The organism is Cupriavidus oxalaticus (assembly GCF_038900635.1).
Taxonomy (GTDB): Bacteria; Pseudomonadota; Gammaproteobacteria; order Burkholderiales; family Burkholderiaceae; genus Cupriavidus; species Cupriavidus oxalaticus_B.
Genome location: NZ_JAYMRX010000011.1, coordinates 152,882 through 169,009 on the forward strand (window position 1 = coordinate 152,882; position 16,128 = coordinate 169,009).

Here is a 16,128-nt window from a genome sequence, read left to right on the forward strand (position 1 = left end):
GGCACCCCTGGCGGACGCTCCCCTCTCCCGCAAAGTGGGAGAGGGGTGGGGGTGAGGGCGGGAGCACCCACGAAGTGAAGCGCTTCGGTACTGCACGCGCCGGCCCTCACCCCCGGCCCCTCTCCCGCGCGCGGGAGAGGGGAGCCAACACTCGGCAACTTGTTAAGCCGCCGCCTTGCTCGACTCCAGAAAGTCCTGCGCAAACCGCTGCAGCACCCCGCCAGCCTCGTAGATCGAAACTTCCTCGTCGCTGTCGAGACGGCAAGTCACCGGCACTTCCACACGCTCGCCATTCTGGCGATTAACCACCAGCGTCAGCGTCGCACGCGGCTGGCGCTCACCGATCACGTCATAGGTCTCGGTACCATCCAGCCCCAGCGTCAGGCGATTTACGCCCGGCTTGAACTCCAGCGGCAGCACGCCCATGCCGATCAGGTTGGTGCGGTGGATGCGCTCGAAGCCTTCGGCGACGATGGCTTCCACACCAGCCAGGCGTACACCCTTGGCGGCCCAGTCGCGCGAAGAGCCCTGGCCATAGTCCGCGCCGGCGATGATGATCAGCGGCTGCTTGCGGTCCATGTAGGTCTCGATCGCTTCCCACATGCGCACCACCTTGCCTTCCGGCTCGATGCGCGCCAGCGAACCCTTCTTGAGCTGGCCGTCGACCACGGCCATTTCATTGATCAGCGTGGGGTTGGCGAAGGTGGCGCGCTGCGCGGTGAGGTGGTCGCCGCGGTGCGTCGCGTACGAGTTGAAGTCCTCTTCCGGCAGGCCCATCTTGGCGAGGTACTCGCCGGCCGCGCTGTTCAGCATGATGGCGTTGGACGGCGACAGGTGGTCGGTGGTGATGTTGTCGCCCAGCACCGCCAGCGGACGCAGGCCCTGGAGCGTGCGCTCGCCGGCCAGCGCGCCTTCCCAGTACGGCGGGCGGCGGATATAGGTGCTCTGCGGGCGCCAGTCGTACAGCGGCGCGGCGCTCTCGCCGGTTTCCGCGGTCAGCGCGAACATCGGCTCGTAGACCTTGCGGAACTGCTCGGGCTTGACGCTTTGCTTGACGATGGCATCGATCTCTTCGTCGGTCGGCCAGATGTCCTTCAGGTAGACCGGCTTGCCGTCCTGGTCCGTGCCCAGCACATCCTTCTCGATATCGAAGCGGATGGTGCCGGCGATGGCGTAGGCGACCACCAGCGGCGGCGAGGCCAGGAAGGCCTGCTTGGCGTACGGGTGGATGCGGCCGTCGAAGTTGCGGTTGCCGGACAGCACGGCGGTGGCGTACAGGTCGCGGTCGATGATTTCCTGCTGGATCTTCGGATCGAGCGCACCGGACATGCCGTTGCAGGTGGTGCAGGCGAACGCGACGATGCCGAAGCCGAGCTTCTCCAGGTCAGGCAGCAGGTTGGATTCTTCCAGATACAGCTCGACCGCCTTGGAGCCAGGCGCCAGCGACGACTTGACCCACGGCTTGCGCGTCAGCCCGCGCGCGTTGGCGTTGCGCGCCAGCAACGCGGCGGCGATCACGTTGCGCGGGTTGCTGGTGTTGGTGCAGCTGGTGATGGCGGCGATGATCACGGCGCCATCGGGCATCAGGCCTTCGGCCTCCTGCGCGCGGGCGCGGTCCAGGTCCACGGCGATGCCGCGCTCGGCCAGCGCCGAGGTCGGCAGGCGCTTGTGCGGGTTGGACGGGCCGGCCATGTTGCGCACCACGCTCGACAGGTCGAACTTCAGCACGCGCTCGTATTCGGCGTTCTGCAGCGAATCCGCCCACAGGCCCGCGGCCCTGGCGTACGTTTCGACCAGCTTGAGCTGCTCGTCGGTGCGGCCGGTCAGGCGCAGGTATTCGATGGTCTGCTCGTCGATGAAGAACATCGCCGCGGTGGCGCCGTATTCCGGGGCCATGTTGGAGATGGTGGCGCGGTCGCCGAGCGTCAGGCTCGACGCGCCTTCGCCGCGGAACTCCAGGTAGGCGCCGACCACTTTTTCCTTGCGCAGGAATTCGGTCAGGGCCAGCACGATGTCGGTGGCGGTGATGCCGGGCTGGCGCTTGCCGGTCAGCTCGACGCCGACGATATCCGGCAGGCGCATCCACGAGGCGCGGCCGAGCATCACGTTCTCGGCTTCCAGGCCGCCCACGCCGATGGCGATCACGCCCAGCGCATCGACGTGCGGGGTGTGGCTGTCGGTGCCGACGCAGGTATCGGGATAGGCCACGCCGTTGTCGGCGTGGATCACGGGCGACATCTTCTCCAGGTTGATCTGGTGCATGATGCCGTTGCCCGGCGGGATCACGTCGACGTTCTTGAACGCCTTCTTGGTCCAGTCGATGAAATGGAAACGGTCTTCATTGCGGCGGTCTTCGATGGCGCGGTTCTTCTCGAACGCCTGCGGGTCGAAGCCGCCGCATTCCACCGCCAGCGAGTGGTCGACGATCAGCTGCACCGGCACCACCGGGTTGACCTTGGCGGGGTCGCCGCCCTGGTCGGCAATGGCGTCGCGCAGGCCGGCCAGGTCCACCAGCGCGGTCTGGCCCAGGATGTCGTGGCACACCACGCGTGCGGGGAACCACGGGAAATCGAGGTCGCGCTTGCGCTCGATCAGCTGCTTCAGCGAATCCGTCAGCGTGGCGGGTTCGCAGCGGCGCACCAGGTTTTCTGCCAGCACGCGCGACGTGTACGGCAGCTTGTCGTAGGCACCCGGCTGGATGGCCTCGACCGCGGCGCGCGCGTCGAAGTAATCCAGCTTGGTGCCCGGTAGCGGTTTGCGGTTTGCAGAATTCATGGTGTAGGGAAATCTATATAAGTATGAAAAAGGGGTAGTGGCCCCGTGTCAGCGACCAACTACCCCCTTTGCCCTCAGGCGGATCAATGCAACCCGACGCAGGGCAATCCGGCAGCCGGTCTTACTTGCGATCCTTGATCGGCACGAACTTCAGGTTCTCCGGACCGGTGTAGTTGGCGCTCGGTCGGATGATCTTGTTGTCGATGCGTTGCTCGATGATGTGCGCGGCCCAGCCGGACGTGCGCGCGATCACGAACAGCGGCGTGAACATCGCGGTCGGCACGCCCATCATGTGGTAGCTCACCGCGCTGAACCAGTCCAGGTTCGGGAACATCTTCTTGATGTCCCACATCACGGTCTCCAGGCGCTCGGCGATGTCGAACATCTTCATCGAGCCGGCATCCTTCGACAGCTTGCGCGCGGTTTCCTTGATCACCTGGTTGCGCGGGTCGGCAATGGTGTACACCGGGTGGCCGAAGCCGATCACGACTTCCTTGTTCTCGACGCGGCGGGTGATGTCGGCCTGCGCCTCGTCCGGGCTGTCATAGCGCTTCTGGATCTCGAACGCGACTTCGTTGGCGCCGCCGTGCTTGGGGCCGCGCAGCGCGCCGATCGCGCCGCAGATCGACGAGTACATGTCCGAGCCCGTGCCGGCAATCACACGGCCGGTGAAGGTCGATGCATTGAACTCGTGCTCCGCGTACAGGATCATCGAGGTGTGCATGGCACGCTCCCACAGCGCCGACGGCTTCTCGCCGTGCAGCAGGTGCAGGAAGTGGGCGCCGATCGAGTCATCGTCGGTCTCGACTTCGATGCGGCGGCCGTTGTGGCTGTAGTGGTACCAGTACAGCAGCATCGAACCCAGGCTGGCCATCAGGCGGTCGGCGATGTCGCGCGCGCCCGGGGTGTTGTGGTCTTCCTTCTCCGGCAGCACGGTGCCCAGCACCGACACGGCGGTGCGCATCACGTCCATCGGGTGGGCGCTGGCGGGAACCCATTCCAGCGCGGCCTTGACGTTGGCGGGCAGGCCGCGCAGGGCCTTCAGCTTGGTCTTGTAGGCAGCCAGTTCAGCCTTGTTTGGCAGCTTGCCGTGCACCAGCAGGTGCGCGATTTCTTCGAATTCGCAGGCGTCGGCGACATCGAGGATGTCATAGCCGCGGTAGTGCAGGTCGTTGCCGGTACGGCCGACCGTGCACAGCGCGGTGTTGCCTGCGGTGACGCCGGACAGCGCGACGGATTTCTTGGGCTTGGGAGTGACGAGCGGTTGCGCTTCGGACATCTGGGTCTCCTTGGTGTGATGCCTGGTGTTGCCTGTTTGGGATCGGCCGGATCTATGCGGCCGAACGGCCGGGAGGGGATATACCCGCCCCGGCCGTGCCTTGTCTGGTTGCCTTACTTGCCCTTGCCTTGTGCGAACAGGGCGTCGAGCTTCTGCTCGAAGTCATGGTAGCCGATGCTCTCGTAGAGCTCCGAGCGGGTCTGCATGGTATCGACCACGTTCTTCTGCGTGCCGTCGCGGCGGATCGCCGCGTACACGTTTTCCGCGGCCTTGTTCATGGCGCGGAAGGCAGACAGCGGGTACAGCACCATCGACACGCCGGCGCTGCCCAGTTCTTCGGTGGTGAACAGCGGCGTGGCGCCGAACTCGGTGATGTTGGCCAGCACCGGCACCTTCACCGCGTCGACGAACTTGCGATACATGGCGAGGTCGGTCATGGCTTCCGGGAAGATGGCGTCGGCGCCGGCTTCCACGCATGCCACGGCGCGCTCGATGGCGCTGTCCAGGCCTTCCACGGCCAGTGCGTCGGTGCGGGCCATGATGACGAAGTTCTCGTCGGTGCGGGCGTCGACAGCGGCCTTGATGCGGTCGACCATTTCACCCTGGGTGACGATTTCCTTGTTGGGACGGTGGCCGCAGCGCTTGGCGCCGACCTGGTCCTCGATGTGCATGGCCGCGGCGCCGAACTTGATCAGCGACTTGGTGGTGCGGGCCACGTTGAAGGCCGAGGCGCCGAAACCGGTGTCGACGTCGACCAGCAGCGGCGTGTCGCACACATCGGTGATGCGGCGGATATCGGTCAGCACGTCGTCCAGGTTGGAGATGCCGAGGTCGGGCAGGCCCAGCGAGCCGGCAGCGACACCGCCGCCGGACAGGTAGATGGCGCGGTAGCCGGCGCGCTTGGCCAGCAGGGCGTGGTTGGCATTGATGGTGCCGACCACCTGAAGCGGATGCTCTTCGGCAAGCGCCTGGCGGAAACGGGCGCCTGCGGAGCGCGCGAGGTCGGAAGCGGAGTAGGTCATGGCGTTTGCTTGGCGTTTGCGTCGGGTTGAACAAGACGGAGCCATAAGCGCAAGGCCCGTGCCAGCCCTTGCGCGGGCGTCGGTGAAATCCCCGCAAAGCCTTGTCAGGCCTTGGCTGGCGGGTCGCAGGGAGAATTCTCGCCGAGGCCGGATGTCATCATTTCAGCACATTTGCATTTCACATTCGCAAATCGTGAATTCAAAGTTGAAATCGAAACTCGCATGACGGACAATGTGCCAGCACTGTACGCCTGTTCCGGCGGGGTTTCACCCGCTCCCCGCTCCGTTCCCACCTGGCACCGCACCATGAGTCCTCCCGCCTCCACGCCCGCCCGCCCGCGCATCTGGGCCATCGGCATCAGCCGCCTTGCGCGTGCCTTTGCCGACCTGATTCCGTCCTATGCCGCGCGCGCGGAATTCCGCATCGTCGGCAAAGGATTTGAAGCCGCCGCCAGCGCGGTCTCACGTGAAGCGCGCGAAGGGCGGCTCGACGTGGTGGTCGCCGGCGGCTCCAACGGCGCCTACCTGCGGCAGCACGTCGACGTGCCGGTGGTGCTGGTCAAGGTGACGGGCTTCGACGTCATGAGCGCACTCGCCACCGCGCGCCGCATCTCGCCCAGGGTGGCGCTAGTCACGCATGCCTCCACCTTTGCCGAGGTCGATGAATTCGTGCGCGCGTTCTCGCTGGCGATCCCGGCCTATACCTACCTGACCGAGGACGACGCCGTGGCGCGGGTCAAGGCGCTCAAGCAGGAGGGCATCCAGGTGGTGGTCGGCCCCGGGCTGGTCACCGACCTGGCCGACCGCTACGGCCTGACCGGGGTGTTCCTGTATTCGGGCAATTCGGTGCGCATGGCGCTGGAAGACGCGATCGAGGCCGCACGGCTGCGCCGCATTGAATCCACCCGGCGCGATTATGTCAACACCATCCTGGCCCACCTGAACGAGGGCGTGGCAGCCGTCGATGCGGAAGGGCGGATCCAGTCGTTCAATCCGGCCATGGAGCGTTTCCTCGGCACCTCGGCCGCGGCCGCGGTCGGGCGCAAGCTGCAGACGCTGGCGCCCAACCTGTCGCTCGAAGGCGTGATGCAGAGCGGCGACAAGGAGCTGGAAGCGATCCACAAGCTCGGCGACAAGATGGTCGTGGTCAACCGTATCCCGATCGCCAGCGAAGCCGGCACCCTCGGCGCGGTGCTTACCATCCAGGATGCCAGCGCGATCCAGCGCGTGGACCGCAACCTGCGCTCGCGCAGCCGCGCCCGGCCCGCTGGCGTGCGCTACAGCCTGGACGACCTGGCCGGCACCTCGGCGGTGATGACCGAATTGCGCACGCTGGCGCGGCGCTACGCCGTGGTCGATTCCACCGTGCTGATCGGCGGCGAGAGCGGCACCGGCAAGGAAGTGCTGGCGCAGGGCATGCACGACGCCAGCCCGCGCCGCGCGTTCCCGTTCGTGGCGGTCAACTGCGCCGCGTTTCCGGAGGCGTTGCTGGAGAGCGAGCTGTTCGGCTACGAAGAGGGCGCCTTCACCGGCGCGCGCCGCGGCGGCAAGGCCGGCCTGTTCGAGTCCGCGCACAACGGGACGCTGTTCCTCGACGAAGTGGGCGACATGCCGCCGACGCTGCAGACCCGCCTGCTGCGCGTGCTGCAGGAAAAACAGGTGCTGCCGATCGGCGGGCTCGACGCCGTGCCAGTCAACGTGCGCGTGATCGCCGCCACCCACCGCGACCTGCCCGCGATGGTGCGCGACGGCACCTTCCGCCAGGACCTGTACTACCGCCTCAACATCCTGCGCATCGAGATGCCGCCGTTGCGCGAGCGCGCCGAAGACCTGACCGAGCTCGCCGAACTGCTCTACCGCCGTGCGCAGGAGCGCCTGGGCACCGAGCGTGCGCAGCGCCTGCCAGCCGTGGCGCGCTCGCGGCTGGCGCGCTACGCGTGGCCGGGCAATATCCGCGAGCTGGAAAATGTCACGGAACGCATCGCGGTGCTGGTGGCCGGCCGCAAGCTGGAAGCCGATGCACTGCTGCGCGAGCTGCAGGCTGCCGTGCCGGAACTGTTCGGCGGCGAGGGTGTGGCGATGGTCATGGCGGAAGCGCCGGCCGAACCCGCCGCGCGCACTGCAGCGCCCGGCAAGCCCGGCCATTCGCTGGCGCGCGTCAAGCAATCGAGCGAAGTCGAGCATATCCGCCGCGTACTGGCCGAATGCGGCGGCGACCGGACCGCCGCGTGCCATGTCCTGGGCATCAGCCCGACCACACTGTGGCGGCGGCTGAAGGCGGCGTAGCCGCTGGCGGCGCCTTACTCCCGGGGCCTAAACCCCCGGGCCGACGCGCCGGAACGGAATCGGCTGCAGGTTCTTGCCGGCCAGCCATGCCTCGTTGAAGAGGCGGCCCATGTACAGGTCGCCGCGGTCGCACAGCAGCGTCACGATGGTATGGCCCGGACCCATCTCCCGGGCCAGCGCTACCGCGGCGCCGACATTGATTCCGGAAGAGCCACCCAGGAACAGCCCTTCCTCGCGCAGCATCCGGTAGACCATGTCCACGCAGGTCTGGTCGTCGATCCGCACCGCATCGTCGATCGGCGTGTCCTGCAGGTTGGCGGTGACGCGGCTCGAGCCGATGCCCTCGGTGATCGAGCTGCCCTCGGCCTTCACCTCGCGGTGCTTCACGTAGTGGTAGAGCCCGCTGCCATGCGGGTCGGCCAGCACGATGCGCACGGCCGGCTTGTGCTCCTTCAGGCAGCGCGCGATGCCCGCCAGCGACCCGCCGGTGCCGGTGGAGCAAGTGAAGGCATCGATGCGGCCAGCCGTGGCGTGCCAGATCTCGGGGCCGGTGGTTTCGTAGTGGGCCTGCCGGTTGGCGAGGTTGTCGAACTGGTTGGCCCAGATCGCGTTGTCGGTTTCCTCGGCCAGCCGCCCGGCGATCTTCTGGTAATTGCCGGGATCGGCATAGGGCTTGGCGGGAACGGGGCGCACCTCCGCGCCGAGCATGCGCAGCCGCTCCATCTTCTCGGGCGACTGCGTGTCGGGGATCACCACGATGCAGCGATAGCCGCGCGCCGCGCACAGGTGGGCCAGGCCGATGCCGGTATTGCCGGCGGTGCCTTCGATCACCGTGCCGCCGGGCTTCAGCAGGCCGCGGCGCTCGGCGTCGCGGATGATGTAGAGCGCGGCGCGGTCCTTGACCGAGCCGCCCGGGTTCAGGAATTCGGCCTTGCCGTAGATATCGCAGCCGGTCTCGGCGCTCAGCCCCGCCAGCCGGATCAGCGGGGTGTGGCCGATGGTGCCGGCAAATCCGTCCCTGACTTCCATGATGCACTCCTGCCGGGCCGCGGCGGCGGCCGTAGATTAAGGTCAATCTGATTGATAGACCGGTGCGGCGGGAATGACAAGCGGGCGAGGCGGCCGGAAAGGCGGCGGTGGAAGTGGCGTGCCTGACGCCTGGCGCCCCTTGTGGCGCAAGGAGGTGGCGGGGACGAGGGAGGCGGCGTCAGGCCGCGTTCAGCCAGCGGAAGCTGAAATCGCCTTCGACGAATTCCCGGCGCGAGGCATGGAAATCGCGCATATACGGCCGGTTCAGGTGTGATTCCAGGGCATTCTTCGAGTCCCAGACCATATAGATCACGAAGACCTGTGCGTCCTCGGCATCCTGCCCGACATGGTAGTCCAGGCAGCCGGGCTCCTTCCGTCCGCGCGTTTGCAGCGTGGTGAGCTGGGATACCAGCGCCTCGCGGCGATGGGACTTGGCACGGGCGATGCCGACTAGCGTGTACGTTCCGGACATGGTTGAACGGGGGCGACTGGCTGGCGTCTGGTGAGCACTGGGCGCGCCATTGTAGCGCCGGCGCCGGGGCCGCCTGGAATGCCTGACGGCGCCGTCCGGGCATTTGGCCGCCCCTTGACAATGCCGGCGGGCCCGGTTCCGGCAGGCAAAAAACAGGGCTCAAGTCCGGCGCCGGCCTGCCGATAGCCATCCCGACAAGAGAAAAACCAGCGTCCGGGGGGACATCGCATGCTGAGACGAATCGGGTCTGAACAATTACAGGTCGGGATGTTTGTCGCCAGGCTGGGCGGGCCGTGGATCAACCACCCGTTCTGGCGCGCGAAGTTTCTGGTCAGCCACGAAGACCAGATCCGGCAGATCCAGTCCGCGGGCGTCCGCGAAGTCTGGATCGATATCCTCAAGGGCCGCAACCTGCCGGCGGCAGCCGTGCCCGAGGCGCCGCCGGTGCCGCCGGGGCTGGTCGCGGAGCCTGCGCCACAGGCGTGGGAGCCTGCGGCCGCGCAGCCGGTCGCTTCGCTCGAAGCCGAACTCGGCCGCGCGCGCGACTTGCTCCAGTCCGGCAAGGCCGTGATCGGCTCCATGTTCGCCGACATCCGCATGGGCCGCGCGCTGGAGGTCGAGCGCGCGCTGCCGCTGGTCGACGCCGCGTCGCGCTCGCTGTCGCGCCACGGGCAGGCGCTGCTGGCGATGGCGCGGCTCAAGGCGCGCGACGACTACAACTACCTGCATGCCTTTGCCGTCTGCGCGCTGATGATCGCGGTGGGGCGGACGCTGGCCCTGCCGGACGACGAGGTGCGCGAACTCGGCCTGGCCGGCCTTGTGCACGACATCGGCAAGCTGACGCTGCCCGAGTCCGTGCAGCACAAGGCCGCCGCGCGCACGCCCGAGGAAGAGGAGAGCTACCGCCGCCATCCTTCGGCGGGCTACCGCATCCTCAACGAGGCGCGGCTGGTTTCCAATATCCCGCTCGATGTCTGCGTCCACCACCACGAACGGGTGGACGGCCGCGGCTACCCGTTCGGGCTGGTCGGCCGCGAGCTGAGCATCCACGCCAGGATTGCCGCGATCTGCGATGCCTACGATGCATTGACCTCGGACCGTCCAGGCCACCAGCAATGGTCGCCGGCGCGCGCCATGGAATACATGGCCGTGCGCGTCGACACGCTGTTCGACCGCCGCGTGTTCAAGGCCTTCACGCGCACCGTCGGCATCTACCCGCTGGGCACCGTGCTGCGGCTGCGCTCCAACCGCTTGGCGGTGGTTTGCGGTCAGAACGAAGCCGATCCGTTGCGGCCGCTGGTGATGGCGTTCTATTCGGTGTCGCAGTCACGTCCGGTGCCGACGGAGCTGATCGACCTGCGGCACAGCGAGGAGACGGTGGTCGCGTTTGAGAATGCCGCCGAATGGGGTTACACGGACGAGCAACTGATGGCGATGTACACCAATACGAACGCTTCATAGCGCTGGCGCTGGCTTCAACCAGGGCGACGCGCCGAGCTTCGCGTAAAGGAAGTCGTTGAACGCCCGGACGCGCGCGCTGTGGCGGAGATCGGGATGGGTCAGGATCCATAACGGCGTGCCCAGCGCAGGGTCGGGCCGGGCGAGCCGGACCAGGCCCGCGTCGTGCTCGGCCAGCAGGCACAGCAGCATGCCGACACCCATGCCATGCCTGACGGCATCGACCATGGCCACCAGGCTGTCGATGCTCACCAGCCGGCGCGCCGGCGGCACGTGTTCGGCCACCCAGCGTGCCTGCGCGAGATGCGCGAGCGAGTCGTCCGGGACCACCCAGTCGTGGTCGGCCCAGTCCGCCGCGGTGGTTGCCCGGGCCGCGGCCTTACCGGTCCGCGCCAGGTAGTCGCGCGATGCGTACGGCGCCGTTTCCAGCATCCCGACCTGGCGCCCGACCAGATACTCCGGCGGCGCACTGGCCGGCCGTATCGCCACATCCGCCTCACGCCGGCTCAGGCTCAGGAAAGTGTTGTTGACCACGATCTGCAACTGGATGCGCGGATGCAGCGCGCGGAATTCGGCGAAGAGCGGCATCAGCAGCCCGGTCAGCAGCGTGTCCGTGGTGGTGACCCGCAAGGGCCCGCTCAGCTGGCTGTCCAGGCCGGACAACTGCCGTTGCGCGGCATCGATCTGTTCGCCGACGCCGGCAAGCCGTTGGGCCAGCGCTTCGCCCGCAGCCGTGAGGGCGTAGCCGGTCGGATGCCGCTCGAAGAGCAGGGTGCCCAGCACCTCTTCCAGCCGGGCGAGCCGGCGCAGCACGGTGGAGTGGTTGACGCGCAGCGTCCGCGCGGCGCCGGCCAGCGAGCCTGACTGGCTGACGGCAAGGAAGTACTTCAGGTCATCCCAGTCCGCTTCCTGCATGTTTGCATAGCCCTTTTGCGAAAATTGCCAGTTCTCGTGCCGATTCGCACAGCCTACATTGGCCTCGCAGGCGCGGCAATGGTCGCCGGGCGGCAAAACCGGAAAGGGAGACGCAATGGCGTGGATGCTGCTGGTGCTGGCGGGACTGATCGAGATCGTGATGGCGCTCGCCCTCAAATACACGGATGGGTGGACACGGCCAGGGCCGACGGTGCTGGGGATCGGCGCCGCACTGGCCAGCATCTTCCTGCTCAGCGCGGCCTTGCGGCACCTGCCGGTGGGGACGGCGTACGCGGTATGGACCGGGATCGGGGCGATCGGGGTCACCGTGATCGGGATCGTGTTTCTCGGGGAGAGCGCGGCGCCGATGCGGCTGGCGTTGATCGCGCTGATATTTGTCGGGATCGGGGGGCTGAAGCTGCTGCCTGCCTGAGCGAAACTTGGCGAACCTGAGCGAGCCAGAGTAAGGATTGGGCCGGGACACGTGGTCCCCCGGGTTCGCGGTTTTACGAAGGGGCGCGTGCACGTTTTGTACACTATCTGGCCAAACCAATGGCTTGACGTCGCCCCCTTATGAGTTTCGATGCCCTGCTGGAGCTGTTCCAGCAACGTATTCCGGCCCATCCCTGGGCGCAGATCACGCTGTACTCGGTGGTGCTGGTGCTGATCGCGGTACTCGCGCAATGGCTGTTCGGCCATGTGATGTCGCGCATCGCCCATCGCGTGCTGACGGTCTGGGGCAAGGGGCCCTGGAGCAAGGCGCTGACGCGCCATCGCGCGTACCGGCGCTTCGGCTATGCGGTGGGTTTCGCGGTGATTACCGTCGGCATCGGCGAGGTGCCGCATATGGGCCGCTATGCGCTGCTGGTGGAGCGCCTGGCCCATTCCTGCCTGTGGGTCTGCTTTTTCCTGATGCTGGGCGGCGTGCTGGGCGCATGGCAGGACGTTTATGCCAGCAGCCGGCGCGCGCAGACACGCTCGATCAAGGGCTACATCCAGGTGGGGCGGCTCGGGCTCGGGCTGGTGTGCGCGGTGCTGGTGCTGTCGATCCTGATCAACCGTTCGCCGCTGTGGATGCTGTCCGGCCTGGGCGCGTTGTCGGCGGTGCTGCTGCTGGTGTTCAAGGACACCCTGCTGTCGCTGGTCGCCAGCACCCAGCTGACCTCGAACGACATGCTGCGCATCGGCGACTGGATCGAGATGCCGCAATGCAATGCCGATGGCTACGTCAAGGACATCGCGCTGCATACGGTCAAGGTGCAGAACTGGGACAACACCGTGACCACGGTGCCGACCTACAAGCTGTTTTCCGAGAGCTACCGCAACTACCGCCAGATGTTCGAGTCAGGCGCGCGCCGCATCAAGCGGACGCTGCGCATCGACGCCAGCAGCGTGCGCTTCCTGGAAGACGACGAAGTCCATGCGCTGATGCGCTACAAGTTGCTGCACGATTACCTGGCGGAGAAGCAGGCCAAGGTCGACGAGGCCAACCGGATGCTGATCGCCGCAGGCAATGACCCGGTGAACCGGCGGCGGCTGACCAATGTCGGCACCTTCCGCGCGTATGGCATTGCCTACCTGAAGGCGCATCCGGAAATCCACCACGACCTGCTGCTGAACGTGCGCATGATGGAGCCCGATTCGCAGGGCATCCCGGTGGAGATCTACTGCTTTACCGCGCTGACGGCGTGGATGGACTACGAGCGCATCCAGGGCGATGTGTTCGACCACCTGCTGGCGATCCTGCCGGAACTGGGCCTGCGGCTGTACCAGGCTCCGTCCGGCGCCGACCTGAGCGGCGTGCGCATGGCGCCGGTGCTGGCCGCGGCGCAGGCTGCCGCACAGGTGGCAGCATCGCACCCGCCCGGCCACGCCGCCGCGGGCAGCTACGTGCTCTGAGGCCTTCCGCTCCTTGATGTATCAGCCCACCGCGCGCGGACGCACGCGGCTGGCGGCTTCCTTGGCGCGGATGCGGGCGGTGTCGACGTCCTCCGCATAGGCCAGCGCCACGCCCATGCGGCGCTTGACGAAGCTCTCGGGCTTGCCGAACAGGCGCACCTCGGTCTGCGGCACGCTCAGCGCCTGATCCACGCCGTCGAACACCACACCCTGCGCATCCACGCCGCCGTAGATCACCGCGCTGGCGCCGGGGCTGCGCAGCGAGGTGTCGACCGGCAGGCCAAGGATGGCGCGCGCATGCAGCTCGAATTCGTTCTGGTGCTGCGTGGCCATGGTGACCATGCCGGTATCGTGCGGGCGCGGGCTGACTTCGCTGAACCAGACCTGCTCGCCCTTGACGAACAGTTCCACGCCGAACAGGCCCATGCCGCCCAGGTCGGCGGTGACGGCCTGCGCGATCTGCTGGGCCTTCTGCAGCGCGGCGGGGTGCATCGGCTGCGGCTGCCAGCTTTCCACGTAGTCGCCGCTGACCTGGACGTGTCCGATCGGCGCGCAGAACTGCGTCTCGACCTGGCCGCTGGCGCCCATCGCGCGCACGGTCAGCAGCGTGATCTCGTAGTCGAAATCGATAAAGCCTTCCACGATGATGCGGCCGTGGCTGACGCGGCCGCCGGCCATGGCGTAGTCCCAGGCGGCCTGCACGCCCTCGGGGCCGTCGATCTTGCTCTGGCCCTTGCCGGAACTGCTCATCACGGGCTTGACCACGCACGGATAGCCAATGCCGCCATCGATGGCGGCCTGCAGTTCGTCGAGCGAATCGCAGAACTTGTACGGGCTGGTGGGCAGGCCGAGCGACTCGGCCGCCAGGCGGCGGATGCCTTCGCGGTCCATGGTGAGGCGAGCAGCGCGCGCGGTGGGAATCACGCGCACGGTGCCGGCGGCTTCCAGCGTTTCCAGCATGGGGGTGGCGATGGCTTCGATCTCGGGCACCACCAGGTGAGGCTTCTCGGCCTCGATCAGCGCCTTGAGCTGGTCCGGGTCGCTCATGGCGATGGTGCGCGCGTGGTGCGCCACCTGCTGGCCCGGCGCATTGTCATAGCGATCGACGGCGATGGTCTCGACGCCCAGGCGCTGCAGTGCGATCAGTACTTCCTTGCCCAGCTCGCCGGAGCCAAGCAGCATTACTTTGGTGGCAGAGGGGGAAAGGGGCGTTCCGAGGGTGGTCATGGCGGCAAGGCGGCGGGGCGAAGGGAAAACCCAGATTGTACGGGGTGCCGCCCGCCGGCGGTGCCGTCAGGCCTAGTCTTCGGCGTCGCGCGATCCGGGGTGGCGCCGCGCCGCCTCGTCCTTGCGGTCTGCCGCCTCGGCCTCTGCCGGGGTGGACGCGACCCCGTACATGCCGTGCCGCGGCGTGCCCGCCGGCAGGTTGCCGAGATCGGTAGCCTGGTAGGGGTGCGGCCCGGGCGGGGGCTGCGAGGTGTCGCTCGACGGATGCGCGCGCCCGGTCAGCTTTTCGTCCCGGGTCACGCTGTGCCCGCCGTAGTGGTAGTCGGTCAGCGATCCTTCATGCGCGGGGGCCGAGGGTGCCGGCGCGCCGGAGATGTCGGTCACGCGTAGCGGAATCGACGGATAGACCTGCTGGGCGCCGGCAATGGCCATGTCGGGGGAATCGAATTCGCCGGCGAGCCGCTCCGGTGCGCCGTTGCCGGTGCGAATTTCGAGGTGCCAGCGGCCGTTTTCCGGGCCGCACACGAGGATTTCCTGTTCGGTCGAGGTCATGGCTGGGCTCCTTGTGCAAGGTTCTGGCGTGCCGGCGCCGATATCGGCCTCACGGTCCGTCTGCGTGTCAGGCAGCAAGTTGCATTCCAGCGACGCGGTGCTGGAACGGAACATGCTGCTTCATCGGGGATGCGCCGTAACTTGCGCCGCCAACCCTGCAAGAGGTCCACCATGCCCACGACCCGACCGCTTACCGTTGTCATCACCGGCGCTTCGAGCGGCATCGGGCTCGCTACCGCGCTGGCCTTCGCACGCGCCCAGGCGCGCGTGGTGCTGTGCGCGCGCGGCGAGGCGCCGCTGGCGCGCGCCGCCGCGGCCTGCCGCGAACTGGGCGCGCGGGCACTGGCCGTGCCCGGCGACGTCACGCAGCCGGCGGCCATGCACCGGCTGGCCGAGCGCGCGGCGGAGTTCGGCGATGGCGGCATCGATGTGTGGGTCAACAATGCCGGTGTCGGCGCCGTGGGCCTGTTTGACGAAACCCCGGTGGCCGCGCACGAGCAGGTGGTCCGCATCAACCTGCTGGGCTACCTGCACGGCGCGCATGCGGTGCTGCCGTTCTTCAAGGCGGCGCGCAAGGGCGTGCTGGTCAATATCGTGTCGCTGGGCGCATGGGCCCCGTCGCCATATGGCGTGTCGTATACGGCAAGCAAGTTCGGGCTGCGCGGTTTTTCGGAGGCATTGCGTGCCGAGCTGGTCGACTATCCGCAGATCCGCATCTGCGACATCTTCCCGGCCACCGCCGACACGCCGGGCATGCGCCACAGTGCCAACTACACCGGCAAGGTACTGCGTCCGCCGCGGCCGCTGGTCGAGGCGGGCGCGGTCGCGCGCGCCGTGCTGCGCGCGGTGGCGTCGCCAGCCTCGCAGGCGGTGACGGTGGGCGTCGTCGCAAGGCTGGCGCGCGTTGCCAACCTGCTGGCGCCAGGCCTGCTGCAGCTGGCGTACGGCCGCATCCTGCATCGGCATTTCAGCGGGGCGCACGAGATACCGGTCACCGACGGCAATCTGTTCCATGCCTCGCTGGGGCACATGGACGTCGAGGGCGGATGGAGCTCGCCGGAACGGATGCGCCAGTTTCGCATTGCCGGCGCGGCGGTGGCGGCCGGACTTGCCGGCCTCGCGCTGTGGCATTGGCGCCGCCATGCCCGCTGAGTGCCCGCAACGAGGGGCAGAATTACAACCACGGGCGATTCTTACCTGCGCCGCTTGAGGCT

13 protein-coding genes are annotated in these 16,128 nt (G+C 67.5%); 5 read left to right on the forward strand and 8 right to left on the reverse strand.

Annotated elements, in window-relative coordinates:
• Window positions 1-162 precede the first annotated feature (162 nt).
• From acnD to prpB, 3 genes are all read right to left on the reverse strand, one after another.
• Window positions 163-2,775 carry a Fe/S-dependent 2-methylisocitrate dehydratase AcnD gene (gene acnD / locus VSR71_RS18975; RefSeq protein ID WP_342915389.1) on the reverse strand — a complete coding sequence of 871 codons (2,613 nt, stop codon included), beginning with the start codon at window positions 2,773-2,775 and terminating at the stop codon, window positions 163-165.
• Between the two features lie 121 nt (window positions 2,776-2,896).
• Window positions 2,897-4,054 (reverse strand): bifunctional 2-methylcitrate synthase/citrate synthase, encoded by a 1,158-nt coding sequence (gene prpC / locus VSR71_RS18980; protein WP_342915390.1) that lies wholly within the window; start codon window positions 4,052-4,054, stop codon window positions 2,897-2,899.
• Between the two features lie 113 nt (window positions 4,055-4,167).
• On the reverse strand, window positions 4,168-5,076 hold the full coding sequence (gene prpB, locus VSR71_RS18985; protein ID WP_342915391.1) for a methylisocitrate lyase: 909 nt from the start codon (window positions 5,074-5,076) through the stop codon (window positions 4,168-4,170).
• A 306-nt stretch (window positions 5,077-5,382) separates the two neighbouring features.
• Here prpB and prpR point away from each other — a divergent pair, with 306 nt between their 5' ends.
• Complete coding sequence (prpR, locus tag VSR71_RS18990; protein WP_342915392.1) at window positions 5,383-7,362, forward strand: propionate catabolism operon regulatory protein PrpR; 1,980 nt, start codon at window positions 5,383-5,385, stop codon at window positions 7,360-7,362.
• A gap of 27 nt (window positions 7,363-7,389) precedes the next feature.
• On the opposite strand, the gene VSR71_RS18995 is transcribed toward prpR, so the two are convergent.
• Together VSR71_RS18995 and VSR71_RS19000 are read right to left on the reverse strand one after the other, a co-directional pair.
• A complete protein-coding gene (locus VSR71_RS18995) occupies window positions 7,390-8,391 on the reverse strand; it encodes a cysteine synthase A (RefSeq protein ID WP_342915393.1) in 1,002 nt (333 codons plus the stop codon).
• 178 nt (window positions 8,392-8,569) lie between these two features.
• Window positions 8,570-8,863 (reverse strand): putative quinol monooxygenase, encoded by a 294-nt coding sequence (locus VSR71_RS19000; protein WP_342915394.1) that lies wholly within the window; start codon window positions 8,861-8,863, stop codon window positions 8,570-8,572.
• A 228-nt stretch (window positions 8,864-9,091) separates the two neighbouring features.
• Here VSR71_RS19000 and VSR71_RS19005 point away from each other — a divergent pair, with 228 nt between their 5' ends.
• The gene (locus VSR71_RS19005) at window positions 9,092-10,324 is read left to right on the forward strand and encodes an HD-GYP domain-containing protein (RefSeq protein WP_342915395.1); all 1,233 of its coding nucleotides are present in this window, start codon (window positions 9,092-9,094) and stop codon (window positions 10,322-10,324) included.
• On the opposite strand, the gene VSR71_RS19010 is transcribed toward VSR71_RS19005, so the two are convergent.
• Complete coding sequence (locus VSR71_RS19010; protein ID WP_342915396.1) at window positions 10,319-11,236, reverse strand: LysR family transcriptional regulator; 918 nt, start codon at window positions 11,234-11,236, stop codon at window positions 10,319-10,321. The genes VSR71_RS19005 and VSR71_RS19010 overlap by 6 nt on opposite strands.
• Before the next feature lie 115 nt (window positions 11,237-11,351).
• Between VSR71_RS19010 and VSR71_RS19015 the strand changes: the two genes are divergently transcribed.
• Both VSR71_RS19015 and VSR71_RS19020 read left to right on the forward strand, forming a co-directional pair.
• Window positions 11,352-11,669 (forward strand): multidrug efflux SMR transporter, encoded by a 318-nt coding sequence (locus tag VSR71_RS19015; RefSeq protein ID WP_342915397.1) that lies wholly within the window; start codon window positions 11,352-11,354, stop codon window positions 11,667-11,669.
• A gap of 140 nt (window positions 11,670-11,809) precedes the next feature.
• Window positions 11,810-13,135: a mechanosensitive ion channel family protein gene (locus VSR71_RS19020; RefSeq protein WP_342915398.1), complete on the forward strand. Its 1,326-nt coding sequence runs from the start codon at window positions 11,810-11,812 to the stop codon at window positions 13,133-13,135.
• A 21-nt stretch (window positions 13,136-13,156) separates the two neighbouring features.
• Here the strand turns inward: VSR71_RS19020 and purT are convergent, their stop codons facing one another.
• Both purT and VSR71_RS19030 read right to left on the reverse strand, forming a co-directional pair.
• Window positions 13,157-14,362 (reverse strand): formate-dependent phosphoribosylglycinamide formyltransferase, encoded by a 1,206-nt coding sequence (purT, locus tag VSR71_RS19025; RefSeq protein ID WP_342915399.1) that lies wholly within the window; start codon window positions 14,360-14,362, stop codon window positions 13,157-13,159.
• A 72-nt stretch (window positions 14,363-14,434) separates the two neighbouring features.
• Complete coding sequence (locus VSR71_RS19030) at window positions 14,435-14,914, reverse strand: hypothetical protein (protein WP_342915400.1); 480 nt, start codon at window positions 14,912-14,914, stop codon at window positions 14,435-14,437.
• A gap of 171 nt (window positions 14,915-15,085) precedes the next feature.
• Here VSR71_RS19030 and VSR71_RS19035 point away from each other — a divergent pair, with 171 nt between their 5' ends.
• A complete protein-coding gene (locus tag VSR71_RS19035) occupies window positions 15,086-16,066 on the forward strand; it encodes an SDR family oxidoreductase (RefSeq protein WP_342915401.1) in 981 nt (326 codons plus the stop codon).
• The last annotated feature ends 62 nt before the right edge of the window (window positions 16,067-16,128 follow it).